General features: G+C 40.8%; 12 protein-coding genes. 5 read left to right on the forward strand and 7 right to left on the reverse strand.

Annotated elements, in window-relative coordinates; all coding sequences use genetic code 11:
- The first annotated feature begins 164 nt into the window (after window positions 1-164).
- Both JWG44_RS05195 and JWG44_RS05200 read left to right on the forward strand, forming a co-directional pair.
- Complete coding sequence (locus JWG44_RS05195; protein ID WP_205273917.1) at window positions 165-689, forward strand: ankyrin repeat domain-containing protein; 525 nt, start codon at window positions 165-167, stop codon at window positions 687-689.
- On the forward strand, window positions 689-1,075 hold the full coding sequence (locus tag JWG44_RS05200; protein ID WP_205273918.1) for a hypothetical protein: 387 nt from the start codon (window positions 689-691) through the stop codon (window positions 1,073-1,075). Before JWG44_RS05195 ends, JWG44_RS05200 begins: the two co-directional genes overlap by 1 nt.
- Before the next feature lie 201 nt (window positions 1,076-1,276).
- Here the strand turns inward: JWG44_RS05200 and JWG44_RS05205 are convergent, their stop codons facing one another.
- Window positions 1,277-2,332, reverse strand: a complete 1,056-nt coding sequence (locus JWG44_RS05205) for a 3-oxoacyl-ACP synthase III family protein (RefSeq protein WP_205273919.1) — start codon at window positions 2,330-2,332, stop codon at window positions 1,277-1,279.
- A gap of 118 nt (window positions 2,333-2,450) precedes the next feature.
- On the opposite strand from JWG44_RS05205, the gene JWG44_RS05210 reads away from it, so the two are divergent.
- A complete protein-coding gene (locus tag JWG44_RS05210; RefSeq protein WP_205273920.1) occupies window positions 2,451-3,896 on the forward strand; it encodes an MBOAT family O-acyltransferase in 1,446 nt (481 codons plus the stop codon).
- On the opposite strand, the gene ccrA is transcribed toward JWG44_RS05210, so the two are convergent.
- The 6 genes from ccrA to JWG44_RS05240 all read right to left on the reverse strand — a co-directional run bounded on the left by ccrA (window position 3,897) and on the right by JWG44_RS05240 (window position 10,836).
- Window positions 3,897-5,102, reverse strand: coding sequence for a crotonyl-CoA carboxylase/reductase (gene ccrA / locus JWG44_RS05215; RefSeq protein WP_205273921.1), 1,206 nt, complete (start codon window positions 5,100-5,102; stop codon window positions 3,897-3,899).
- A 5-nt stretch (window positions 5,103-5,107) separates the two neighbouring features.
- Window positions 5,108-6,259, reverse strand: a complete 1,152-nt coding sequence (locus JWG44_RS05220; RefSeq protein WP_205273922.1) for a DUF1574 family protein — start codon at window positions 6,257-6,259, stop codon at window positions 5,108-5,110.
- A complete protein-coding gene (locus tag JWG44_RS05225; protein ID WP_205273923.1) occupies window positions 6,256-7,788 on the reverse strand; it encodes a class I adenylate-forming enzyme family protein in 1,533 nt (510 codons plus the stop codon). The genes JWG44_RS05220 and JWG44_RS05225 overlap by 4 nt, the downstream gene beginning before the upstream one ends.
- Window positions 7,785-8,585: an SDR family NAD(P)-dependent oxidoreductase gene (locus JWG44_RS05230; protein WP_205273924.1), complete on the reverse strand. Its 801-nt coding sequence runs from the start codon at window positions 8,583-8,585 to the stop codon at window positions 7,785-7,787. Before JWG44_RS05230 ends, JWG44_RS05225 begins: the two co-directional genes overlap by 4 nt.
- Complete coding sequence (locus JWG44_RS05235; RefSeq protein ID WP_205273925.1) at window positions 8,582-9,589, reverse strand: 3-oxoacyl-ACP synthase III family protein; 1,008 nt, start codon at window positions 9,587-9,589, stop codon at window positions 8,582-8,584. The genes JWG44_RS05230 and JWG44_RS05235 overlap by 4 nt, the downstream gene beginning before the upstream one ends.
- Before the next feature lie 71 nt (window positions 9,590-9,660).
- Window positions 9,661-10,836: a DJ-1/PfpI family protein gene (locus JWG44_RS05240; protein ID WP_232371490.1), complete on the reverse strand. Its 1,176-nt coding sequence runs from the start codon at window positions 10,834-10,836 to the stop codon at window positions 9,661-9,663.
- Window positions 10,837-10,851: 15 nt separating this feature from the next.
- On the opposite strand from JWG44_RS05240, the gene JWG44_RS05245 reads away from it, so the two are divergent.
- On the forward strand, window positions 10,852-12,051 hold the full coding sequence (locus tag JWG44_RS05245; RefSeq protein ID WP_205273926.1) for an AraC family transcriptional regulator: 1,200 nt from the start codon (window positions 10,852-10,854) through the stop codon (window positions 12,049-12,051).
- A 324-nt stretch (window positions 12,052-12,375) separates the two neighbouring features.
- A complete protein-coding gene (locus tag JWG44_RS05250) occupies window positions 12,376-13,503 on the forward strand; it encodes a sensor histidine kinase (RefSeq protein ID WP_205273927.1) in 1,128 nt (375 codons plus the stop codon).
- Window positions 13,504-13,565 lie beyond the last annotated feature (62 nt).

Raw genomic sequence — 13,565 nt, forward strand, 5'->3', positions numbered from 1 at the left:
TTTTTTCGATTCAAGAGTCAAGCGGGATATAAAGTTTCAAAATTCCTTGGGTAAAAACCACTAATACACAATCGATTCGTAGGTAATTGCCGCAGTTGCTGTCCCTACCTATTGTTCGAAATCCTAAAACGAGTATTCTTTAAGGGTATTCGAGGATTAAAGTTATGAAACGGCTTCTATTCACAGTTCGACAAGTTGGGGAAAAATTTTTCTTTTGGAAACGGTATGCGCTCTTTTACCTATTCCTTGCGACGTTTGGTTTTACGGGTTGTGTTCTCCCGCAGGAAAGATACGGAACACAACCGTTGAGCCCGACCGATTACGTCTATAAAGGCGATCTTCAAGGACTTGAGAATTCGCTTCGGAGCGGACAAGGAATCAACCAAAGAGATCCTTTTTTTAGAAATTTCACACCGTTGATGGTGGCGGCTCGAGAGGGAGAGTATTTGATCGCCGAATATCTGATTCGAAACGGTGCAGACGTCAACGCAAGAACTCGCGACGGACACACCGCCTTGATGATGGCGTCAACGAATCGATACCCCGAAATAGTCAAACTTCTCATCCGCTCAGGCGCGGATGTTTACGCTACGACGGTTCAAGGACATACCGCTTGGTCCGAATCAACATTAGAAGATTCTAAAAGAGTTCAAGAAATTCTTCAGCAAGCGGGCGCGGGTAAAAAATAATGAAACTGAAAAAACTTTTATTATTTGGGATTCTTTTTATTTTTTTCGAAGGTTGTAGTGTGCAAACGGTAAACTGTGAGAAGGGTTGTGATGAACAACTTTCCGCTTGTTTATTGATTGCCTTAAACGATCAAACTCCGAATCAATCGGCGGCGATTTCGCTTATCTGTTACGAGCTTTGCAACGCCTGTAAAAACAACTGTACATCTAGATCGTCTTCCGGAACTTCAACCAGATCTCCGAGCACTAGGACCGGAGGCGGCAGTGGAGGAAGAAGTAGCGGCGGTGGTGGAAGTGGAGGAGGGAGCGGCGGCGGAGGCAGCGGTGGAAGTGGAGGAGGGCACGGCGGCGGAGGTCATGGTGGCGGAGGGATTCTTACATTTTAGAATTTGCAAAAACAAAGAACCGTATCTCAAAATAGGAAATGGGAGCATCTTCGCGGGCTTTATTTATTTTCAAAGGAAGTTTTCGCAAACATTAGAATATCATAAATATTGAATTTTTTAAGTTTTTGAACTTCGTTATTCGAATCAAATCCGATTCTAACGAATAAAGAAATACTTTCGGATTAGAATTCGTGCTACGCGTTAGGTTTGTAATAAAAATCCTCCCCATGAGATACCTCCTCCGGCAGCGGCAAATAAAATCGTATCCCCAGCTTTGATTTTTTTATCGCGATAAGAATGATCTAAAACGGCGAGAATACTCGCGGACCCGCAATTGGCAACTTTGTCCACCCTATCCAATACGTCCTCGGATTTCATTTCTAAGAATTCGGAAACGATTCGTATTATTTTCCGATTTACCTGATGAGGAAGCAAAACATCCGGCTTTTTCGAGTTTGGAATTTCCTTCCAATAACCGGCGGCTTTTTTCCAGGCATTGAGAATAAACTCTTCTGGAATATCCTTATACTGAAATAAAAAATCCTTTTTTTCAAAGTTAGAAATCGGAGGAAGAAGTCCCGGCACTCCCATAACCTTCGTATAACTTCCATCGGAATCCAGATACCAGGAAAGAATTCCTTGTTTTGGGTTTTCACTCCTGGAAAAAACGACTGCTCCTGCGCCGTCCGAAGCGGAATACAATATTCCCGGTTCGCTGCTTGCAACTTTTGAGAGTGTTTCAGCGGCCGCGACTAATACGTGTTCGGCGCCGTTGGAAATAAATTGAGCCGCTAATACGCCGGCATAAATGGAGGAAGAACAACCCGATTTTATTTCCAACGTTGCGGAAGAAATATTCAAACGACCGCCGACGATTGCACCGAGCGAGGTCGTATATTTTGGAGAGGTCGTACTTACGGCGATAAAAACATCGATTTCAAGACCTGATAATTTGGACGATTCTAAAGCTTCTCGCGCGGCGATTTCCATGAGATCCGCCGAAGTAGCTTCGTTTTCACTTAAGGGAGAACCGGGAGCATGTACCCAATATCTTTTTTCAAAGCCGTAATTCTTTTGAAAATAATCCGAATCCATTTTGTTTTCGGCGAAAAATTTTTCCCAATTTTTACCGTACAAAAGTTCGTGAATCTCATTATTTGTCCAAAATCTTCCGCAATGAAGAGGAAACGCGGAGCCGGTTCCCGATATTTTTATGCCTGGAATCGGTTTTCCTAAAATTCCAGTCTGAAGTTTCATGAATTTGATTTTCCTAAATTGAATTTTATGAATATTCTAAACTTTATTGTTTTTTCATTTTTAAAAAATGAATTGTTGATTTGATCATTCCGAATAAATTAGAAAGCCTGCTTGTTTTATGCTTTTTGTAAGTTATCAATTTTTCATCTTTTTTACTTTCGTTTATCTGACTTATTGGACGATTCCATCAAAGTATCGAATGTATTTCTTACTTGCATCTTCCTTGGTTTTTTATGGGAGTTGGAGTTTCGCATTTCTGCTTCATTTCCTCTTTATCCTCGTTCTCAACTATTATTTATGGAATCTTTATAGAATCAACCGCAATCAAACATTATTCTTTATCATCCAATGTTTGAATCTATCGAATCTCGCCTTTTTTAAGTATTTCTATTTTTTGGCGGATCTAATCTCCGTTCCTTTGCGAAATCCAGCTTGGTTAGAACAAAACCTCCGGCATTCACATAACGAAATGGGCTTTGAAATTTTACTCCCTCTTGCAATCAGTTTTTATACGTTTCAAATCATGTCTTACGGTTTCGATTTAAAAAATGGAATCTACGTTCGGAAACATTCGCTCGCAGAATTCTTACTTTTTATTTCATTCTTTCCACAACTGATTGCCGGACCGATCGTGAGATCGCAGGATCTTTTACCCCAGATTCAGTCGTTAAGGGAAGGAACACTACCGATTCCTATTACTTCCAATGTCAAAAACGGCCTTTGGCTCCTTCTATCGGGAGTGATAAAAAAAATATTTATAGCGAATCAGCTGTTATTGAATATTCAACCGCTTCTTTTGCCCGATAGTCCTTCCGTCTTTGAAATCAAACCCGCGTCCCTCTGGATTCTTTCAATCAGCTTTCTTGTGATGTTATACGCGGATTTTTCGGGATATTCGGACATCGCGCGAGGTCTTGGGAAATTACTGGGATTCGAACTTCCGATTAATTTTAAGGCTCCCTTTTTCTTTTCTTCTTTTAGCGATTTGTGGAAACGGTGGCACCTTACTTTTTCTTCCTGGATACGAGATTATATTTTTATTCCACTGGGAGGAAGTCGAGTAAGCGAAACGAGGTTATGGTTTAATCTTTGTTTTACTTTTTTCTTAGGAGGACTTTGGCACGGCGCTAAAATTCCATTTGCGGTTTGGGGTCTTTGTATGGGAGTTTTTCTAAGTGTCGAAGTGTTTTTGAGTAAAAGGGGTATGTATGAATGGAATGGAGTTCCCGCAAAAATATTTAAAAGAATTCTAATATGGATTCTTTATCTTAGTTCGGGTGTATTCTTCTTCGCTCCGGATTGGCAATGGGGAAAAAATGCGATTATCAGAATGTTTTTCTTTAACGGAGATTACTTTTCCGGCGCGGAAATCGTAAAATATTCCAGCTTTTTTTTAGCGGTGGTCGCAACTTTTTTCTTTCAGATCATTGAAGAATATCCGAATGTTCTCAATCCGTTTAAAAAAAGGGAAGTTTGGCTTTTGCCGTTAACGGTAGTTTTGGTTGTATTCGGTTTGACCCAGATTCCTTCCGGAAGCCAAGATTTTTTCTATTTCCAATTTTGATCAAACAAAGCTGATCGCGATATTTCCGTAAGGATGAACGTTTTCCTTCATTTGCTGATGGACTTTGGGGATCTCTTGAAAGGAAAAAACTTTTGTGAGCGCCGGAGAAATTTCCCGATCCCCTACGAGTTTTAATACTTTTTTGCATTCTTCGGGATTGGCAAAATGAGATCCTTGCAGCCGCTTTTGATATTTAAAAAAATCGCTTAATCCAAAACTTCCAAGATAACCCGTCGTCCCGCCGCAGATGACTACCATTCCCTCTCGGTCGCAGACAAAAAGAGAGGTAGGTATAGTGTCCTCTCCCGGATGTTCTATTACAATATTAGGATTTTTGAATCCTATATTTCGGACCGATCTTTGAAATGATCTCATTTGTTCTTCCCTGAAATCGGAGGATTCGGATTTATTTATCGAACCCCAATGAGAATATTCATTTCGTAGAATGTATCCTTCGGCTCCTAAGGAAAGACAAAATTTTCCCTTTTCCAAAGAGTTTACTACCGCAATCGGGACCGCTTCGAATTTCCGCGTTAGTTGGATTGCCATCGCGCCGAGTCCTCCGGAACCGCCCCAGATAAGAACCAAATCGTTTTTCCGGATATGATTCGGATTCCAATGGGTTAACATCCTGAATGCGGTGGCGCCCGTGAGCATAAAACAAGCCGATTCTTCCCAACTAAGATTGGAAGGTTTAGGAAGACATTGCGTGGATTTTACTTTGCAAAATTGTGCAAACGCTCCGAAATTTGTTTCATAACCCCAGGCTTTGAACTTTGAGGAGAATGTGGGGTCGCCTCCGTTTTTGACGCAAGGCTCTTCCGAATCAAAACTTCCGGGCTGAATTACAACTTCTTCGCCGATTTTGAATTCTTGCACTTTGCTCCCGATCTGAACTACGATACCTGCGGCGTCGGAGCCACCTATATGATAATTTTCTAATTCTCCTTCTTTGATCCTGTGGTTGATTACGTCTAACGGATAACCGGCTGCGGCCCAAACATTGTTGAAGTTGACCCCGGCCGCCTTTACGGCGATTAAGACTTCGTTAGGCGCTAATTGTGGTACTGGGACTTCTTCCTCGACAAACGCGTGTTCGGGTTCTCCAAAACGATCGGGCCGTATGACTTGAGCGATCATATATTTCGGAATCCGGTCCGGGTACGGAATTTCGCCAAAGGAAATTGTAAGAGGGCGATTTTTCATTTCTTTTAGTTTTTTAAAAAATTAGAAAAATCCTTAAAAATAAAATTTGTCAATTCGGGAAAACAGCCCCCGCTCAAATGAAAAGGATCTATAAAAGAATCACATTCTAATCTTCCGAATCTTTCAGGATCGGAAATTTGAAGAACCCAATCCGGATTATTGGCTTGAATGTCCAAGGCGGTCGTGATCATTTTATTTTTCAATTTACTGATCCTTGGAAGTTTATTTAATCCCGCCGTTAATTGAGGATGGAAAAGCGGCCAATAGATGATCGTCGGAATTTTTAAAATGGAAAATTCTTCCACAAGTTGACGAAAGATATGAATTTGGTTTTCCTTTTCTTTAAATTTCAAGAAATGGTTTGTAATCGCCTCTTCGGCTTTTCGATCCAACTCGTTCGATGGGGTATTTACAATAAATTGATTCGGATAGGATCCGTTTTTTTCTTTTGTGGTAGCGATAAATTCCCGGCTGAATTCTTTTTTGAGATTTACGATTCGTTCCGTTCTTCCATCGTCCAGTTTTACTTTTTTCAAGTTTTTGAGAATTGCGGAGAATTTAATTCCATATTTAAAAATGGGAAATATTCTTTTGATTGCAGAATATTGAATATCTTCGATGTTCCAATTCGGTTTTTTGAAATTTGAAATACGATTCCAAGAATCTTCGATTAAATAGGAAGTAGTAAGGGCATGATCCAGAGAAATCTGCGTGGAATACTCCTCTAATTGATATGTGTCCGATTCTAAAAGAATAAATTTTGGATAGTTACCGCTCTCCTCCGCGAAAGAAAGAATTTGTTTCCACCAGAAATGATGAAAACCGACGGACGCGGCCGGCGCACAGAAATTGTATGTTTGTAAATTCCGAATTTTCGTTTTTTCACGGATCAGATTGGGATCGAAAGCGCTTGATTTCGAAGTTCCAAAAATGACTGCGTATTGTATTTCCTTCGAAGATCCTACATCGGTTTTTAGCTGATTTAATATTTCTAATCTAGATTCGTATGCGATTCTTTCTATATTAGAATAGGGCAGAAAGTAGGAGAGAAAAACATCCATCGAGATCACTCTAAATAATCCCCAAACAAAAAACAGAAGCAGGATCGGATATAATAAACTTTTGTGCTTTAGTAGATCCACTTTAGTAATCTTCATGACACATTGGAAAATAAGGATCGAAGTTCTCTTCTTAAAACTTTACCGGACGGATTACGAGGAAGTTGATCCATTAAAAATAATTTCCGCGGCATTTTGTAGCCGGCGATTTTCCCTTTTGCCCAGGATAAAAGATGATCTAGGTTTACGTTTTTGTTTTCATTCGGCACCACTGCGACGCAGACTACTTCTCCGTATTCCGGATCCGTTAATCCGAACACGGCTAAGTCCGAACAATCCGGATATTCGAATAGAGTTCTTTCGATTTCAGCAGGTGATAGATTTTCTCCTTTTGAAAGAATCATATCGTTTTTTCGATCGATCACATATAAGAATCCGTCTGAATCCAAAAAACCGATATCGCCCGTATGAAACCATCCGTTAGAATCGAATGATTTTTGATTATCCTCGGGCCGATTCCAATAGCCTTTTCCGAGGTTGATTCCTTTTAAACAAATCTCCCCGGGAACTCCGGGTTTTAATTCTTCGAAATCGGAATTTAAAATGGAGATTTCCATTTCTCCGATGATTCTTCCTGCGGAACGAACCCTGTCCTTCCAAACTTCGGAGGGATCCGATTCAAGAATTTTTTTATGATCGTCAAATCGAAGTAAGGTGGCAATTCCCGTTGTCTCAGTCAATCCGTATGCCTGTGTAAAATCGCATCGAAACAGATCGGAAGCTTTTCTAAGAATTACCTCCGGAATTCCGGATCCTCCGTATTGAATATTCCGAAGACTTGAAAAATCGAAATGTTTTGTTTCCGGATCTAATACTATCGTTTGAATCATAGCAGGAACTAAAAGTGCGTTCGTAATTTTTTCGGATTGGATCAGATTTACGATTTCCAAGGTTTCAAATTTTCTCACAAGATAGTTGGTGCCGCCCGGAATAAAACCGAGCATCATATAACCAAGACCGCCGATATGATAGAAAGGACAACAGACAAGATTTTTAGAATCGGATCCGAATCCGGGTAGTTCTAAAGCGAGGTTTCTTAAAGTGTTGATAAGATTGTTGTGATTGAGCAGAACACCTTTCGGAAATCCGGTCGTTCCGGAAGTATAAAGTTGAACGATTGTTGTCTCGGGATCGAATAATCGGCTTTCTTCATTTTCGGATCTATGCGTATATTCTGATATATTAATTAACTTTATATCGGATTCCGATTGAACGGAAGCCGAGGCGTTCTCCTGAAATTCTTTTCCATAAAAAAGTATTTTAGAATTCGAGTCTTTCAAGATAAAACGAATTTCCGTCGGGGTTAGTCTCCAATTGATTATCACCGGAACAACGCCGATTCGGACCGCTCCTAAAAACAAAAAGAGAGACTCGGGAGAATTAAAGTCGAGAATTCCGAATCGATCCCCTTCCTTGAGATCAAGATTTTCGAGTTTCGACATCGCTCCAATCGATTCTTTTTTAATTTCGGAATATGTCCAAGTTCTGCCCTCGAATTGTAAAGCAATTCGATCCTTTTGGGAAAGTGCTCTGAAATCCATAAACTCAGGAATTGTTATCGATTTCATCCTTTGAGATTATCCTTTGTTTTGTTTCTAAGTGGCCAGTTGATATGGGCGCCGCCCGTAACCGGAAGTTTGATTCCGGTAATATAAGATGCGTTAGGTGAGGCTAAAAATTGAACCGCATAGGCGATCTCTTCCGGACGAGCGGCCCTTCCCAAAAGGTTGAGAGATTCTAGATCCGAATATTTTTCCTTTGAATAATTGGTTTTGGTTCCGGGCGTGTCTACGAAGCCGGGAACTACGACGTTTGCGGTGACTCCGTATCTTCCTTCCTCGAGCGCGAGAGTTAGAAATAAGGATTCGATCGTCTTTTTTTCCATCGAGTACCAGGCCTGTCCGGGGCCTGCAAATTCCGCAACGAGTGATCCGATTGCAATCCATCTGCCAAACCCTTTTTCTCTTTGTATTGGGATACAAAGCGGAATCAATCGAAGTAAATATTCTGCGCTTCCTTTCGGTAAGGGATTTTTTTTTAGGTCGTACTCGCTAAGTTTTTTTGGCTCCGTTCTGGAATAGAAATTTGCGACTACAATGTCAGGAATTCCCCAAACTTTTATTTTTTCTTCCAGGGAATCGATTTCTTGAATATTAGAAAGGTCGCATGTATAAACGCAGTGTCCGGTTCCGGGTAATTCTTTGAATAACGAATCCAAATCTTCCTTGTTTCTTGCAACCGCGAGAATTTTGACTCCGCACTGTGCTAGCTGGATTGAAATCGCCTTTCCGATTCCTCGACTTCCGCCTGTGACGAGAGCGGTTTTTCCGGAAAGTTCATGAAAGTTCCGATTTGTTTGATTCATATCGCGGGTTCTATATAAATCGCCGCAGCGGCGGAATAACCCGCACCCGCACAGACGAATAGAATCTTATGACCCGGTTTGATTCTTCCTTGTTTTCTTGCAAAGTCGAGGGCGTAAGGAATCGTTCCTGCTACGATATTTCCCGTGTGATCGATCGTGGTGATCACTTTTTCGGGAGAAATTCTCAGATTCTTGGCAACCGAACTCATAATTCTTATATTCGCTTGGTGAGGAATAAAGACATCGATTTCATCGAGAGAAAGTCCGGCCTCTTCGCAAATCTTTTGCGACATCAAAGTCATGATGGAAATTGCATCGTCAAAAATGATCTTTCCTTCCACTTGCATAATCGTTGAATGAAGGTCATTCCGAACGGATTCCATAGAAGCCGGCATCGCGCTTCCTCCGGCCGGCGTATAGAGGTGTTCCGACTTCGAGCCGTCGGTCCAGAGTTTAGATGCGATCAAACCTTCTCCAGGTTTTCCTTTGCTAAGGATTACCGCGCCGGCTCCATCCCCGAAAATCGGAAAAAGTCTTAGATCGTTTTTGCGGACAAAACGAGATTTTACGTCGGCTCCGATCACAAGAACATTCCGTTCACCGGAATAGATCAGTCGCGCCGCGTGATCCAAGCCGAATAAAAATCCGGAGCAGGCGACTTGTTTATCTTCCGCCGGACAAGTCGCGCCGATTAAACTTTGAACCTTGGATGCGGCGGCCGGAGAAGTCCAATCTCCCGTCGAAGTACAAAGAATGATTCGATCCAAATCCCCCGAAGGAATATTTGCTTCTTCTAATGCAATGAAAGAGGCTTCCGCAGCGATATGACTGGTCGCGATTCCTTCCGGGGCCCAATGTCTTTGTCGAATGCCAAGATTGGATACGATCCAATCATCGGATGTATTGAGTCCCGAGTAGGAAATGAGTTCCAAGTTTGACACAGGCGGTCCGGGAAGATATCTACCGGTTCCTTGAATCCGAATTCCCCAAGATGAAGTTTTCATTTAATTTCGGATTATTAAAACTCATTGTCGAGACGATGGCAATAAAAAAAAGATTTGTTTTTGAATCGATTTTAATGAAACCGATATTCGATTTGAATCGCCACGAAGGACGAAGTTGCGGTTCCGTAGAGAGACGAAATTTGGGATAAGGTTTTGTCAAGGGCGATTACCGCCGGAGAAATATCGATATTTTCTAATATTCGATCGAAGGATTTTTTTTGGTCCTTGGTTTCCGTCGTGAAAAGTGTTAATCCCCCTTTTGTCCGAATTTTTGGCTCGGACTTTGAAATAACAAAGACGTTAGTTCTATAAGTACGGGCATAAGAATCCGTAACCAATGCGAGGGTCACCTCGTCGATTCCGGGAGCCGCTTGAATTCCGATGTTTTCACGAGACCAAAAGGACAGAAAATTTTTCGCCGCAGTCCAATAGTGTTTATTTTCAAATTTAAAATTCGACGTGTTGTGCTCGGTTCCCCAGTCGACTACGCCGAATTCTTTTGCAACCTGTTGTGCTCTTTTTTTTCCGGCAATGGATTCAACGAGGGCTATCGATATCGGAATGGAAGCGGTGACGCCGGTCGTAGTGATGATCTTCTCATCCACGACGTAATGCCGATTTCGAACCCATTTGGTTTCGGTAAATTTTTTTTCCAAATCGTTAAGCGAATACCAATGTCCCGTTGCTCGTTTTCCTTTGAGAATTCCCGCGTTTGCGAGGAGCCAGGCTCCGTCGCAGATTCCGACGATGGTTGCTCCTTTCGACGTTTGTGATTGAATCCAGCGGATCAGATTAGAATTCTCCGAGTCGTGAACGGCGGGAACGATTACAAAATCCGCCCCTTCCGGAAAGGATCGATCAAAGTCCGAAAGCGTTTTTTCAATTTCAATTTCCAACGTTGGAAACATCCGCATCGTACCTGAGTTTGTTCCAAGAGCGTATACGTCCGCGACTTCCGATCTCCTGAAAACGCCGTAGGGAACGATAAAGTCCGAAAGTTCCGTGTATTCGTTCTCGCCAATAACCGCGACGACCGGACGTTTTCTGTCGAACCTCGGTTTGAAGGTTTGGATTTTTTCTTCGACAAAGGATTCGGAATTAGGTTCGGCGATTTTTTCCGAAGGGTTTGCGCAGCTGAAAAAAAATATAGAATCTACGAGTTGAAAGAGAACAAGAAAGAAAAAGATTCTTTTTGAGTTTCGTTTTTTCGCGGATGAAATGTTTGTATCGTTTTGTTTCATGCTCATCAGTCTGTCATAACTTTGGAAAAGAGTCGTCCTTCCGTATCCGGAAGGACCGAAATTTTTCGAATCGTAAAAAAATATGGACAGAGTGAAAGGATTCCCTTCAATCATTTTATGCTTATATTAGTAGCCTTTGGTTCGGGACTTGCGTTCTTGCTGGCTCTTGCAAATCTAATAAACGGCGGAAACAAATTTCATCCTAAGAATTCGAAACTCGAACCATCGCGGTTTCGTTTATTCGATCAAAATTCCACTTCGATCCTTTTTTTCTGCGTGGCGATCGTTCAATTTCATATTTATTTGGAGCTCTCGGACGAATTGAAAAAAGTTTCGTGGTTTGCGGAATGGAACGTTCCTTTCCTTTTTTTAATCGGACCTTTTACATATCTATACTTTGAAGAATTGAGCGGAGCGAAACAGACTCGGATTCGATTCTTTCATTTTTTACCCGCTCTTTTTTCATTCATTCTAATGTTTCCTTTTTATTTTCGCGATATAGAAACCAAAAGAGTATTTCTGGCAAATCCGAATTCGGAAGACCCGTTTCACCGGATTGTTCTTTCACTTTTGATCCTTGGAACTTTGTCGAACTTTTTGTATCCGGCGGTTTTATTTTTTAAGGTATGGAGATGGAGAAAAAAAACGGTTAAAGAACTTCGTAAAGTATTTTCACCGTTTCTAATTTTGTTCGCGGCGACTCTTGCGATCTTATTTTTATTCGTAATCGCACAGACATTTTATATGCCTTTGTTTTTAATCGCCGCCGATGCATTGACGTTTTTGATATCGGCGATCTTTCTCATGAGTGCAACTCATTCTTCCGTCGTCCTTAACTTTCAAAAAGAATCCAGGGAAGCCCGTTATAAAGAAAGCCGCCTTGTAGGATTGGACGTGGACGCCATTTTGATTCGTCTGGATGATAGGATGAGAATCAAAAGAATTTTTTTGGATGAAACTCTGACTCTTGCAAAACTAGCAAAAGAAATGGATATTCATACACATCAGCTTTCCGAAATTCTCAACGCCCGATTGCATCTAACGTTTCGCGATTATATCACTCAGTTTCGACTTGAGGAAGCCGCAAAACTTTTAAAGGAAGAATCGGATCGTTCGGTTCTTTCGATCCTTTATGCTTCCGGATTCAATTCCAAATCGGCATTTCATAAACTTTTTCAGGAAAGGTTCGGTTGTTCCCCGTCTTCCTATCGATCGCAATAAAGTCGGCTCCATTTGTTTCTGTGTAAAAAGAAACCCGCGAATCCAATTTTTTTTCGATTTAGAATTTCTTAGGAACCTGCATTTGTTTTTAAAGAAAGCGGGTGGAAATTTCAATGATAGTAAATGGGCGTTCTGAAACCGAATTTCCATTTTTAGAATAGAATTCGATCAAAGAGTTCAAAAACAAGTTTTGCGCTCTATGGTATTTTAGGTTTTGCTGAAAGTATTTTATCTAGGAAGAAATATTTTTCCTATTGTCTTTGCCGATTTGTTGTAGAATAAATAAACTTCAACAATCGAATCTTACAGTTTGGATAGAAAAATATGAAAATCTCCGCGTGGATTAACGGAATTTATAAGGATCGAGATTATCTGACAAGAAGCCGCGTTTTTCATTTTTTTGTATTTAACGTTTCCTTCTTTTTATTAAGTGTTTCATCCTACTTTTTTCTTTGGTTTACAAGAGGCCAATTTCTCCGTTTCGGCTTTTTGATAATGACCTTCGCGTCCCTGCTTTCCTTGATCTTTCTTTTGAGAAAAAAATTCGAAGTCGCGCTTCGTATCATTTTGGTTTCGAGCGTTTGTTCCATCACCTTGGGCTGGTTTTTTCCTCCTCCGAACATCGGTTTGGATACGGTGGGCAAAAACCAGGTCCTAAACATATTCATTATGATTTTCTTATATTTTTCCGATATCAAAAAGACGATTTTGGTTACTTTATATTGTCTGTTATTGATTGTCCTCGACGAGTTTTATTTAAAAAAGGTAAACGACATTCTCCATATAGCGGATAGAATCGGATTGTTCTTAATGTTCGCGGTGATTTCTATTTTGGCGGTGCGAACCCTGCACGGTTCGGTTCGGGAAAAGAACGAGCTGATTCAGGAGATCCACCACAGAGTCCGAAACAATTTGCAGGTTCTTTCCGGTTTGTTGGAAATGCATAGTAGCTCTGACAAGGGAAATACTCAAATCATTCTTTCCGATTTTCAGGATAGAATATTAGCAATTTCTGAAGTTCATAATTACCTTTATAAATCCGAAAATTATTCGGAAATAGACTTTGCCGACGTGATCGAAAAGATCACGGTAAACCTTCTGAACAAACTTGGAAAACAGAAGATCCAAATCGAAAACGACACTTCTCAAACTTTTGTTAGGATCGAAATCGCCATTCCGTGCGCGATTATTTTTAGCGAACTTCTTTCTAATTCTTTAAAACACGCCTTTCCTACGGAAGAGGGGGCGATTGAAATTCTATTTAAGAAAGAAGGGAATACTTATTCTTTGAAGGTCGCGGATAACGGCTCGGGAATTCGTGATTCTAAAGTTTGGCTAAAACCGAATACAGCAGGATTTACTCTGATTCAGATTCTAACAAAACAGATACGAGGTAATTTTAGAATTTTTACGGAATCCGGTTCCAAAAGTATTCTCGAATTCAATTCATAAAGTGCGATGATTTAATAAAATTGAATATTCTAAAAATGAAAAGAGTTCGATTTTCCAGACCG

It is taken from the genome of Leptospira ainazelensis (genome assembly GCF_016918785.1).
In the GTDB taxonomy this organism is placed as follows: Bacteria; Spirochaetota; Leptospiria; order Leptospirales; family Leptospiraceae; genus Leptospira; species Leptospira ainazelensis.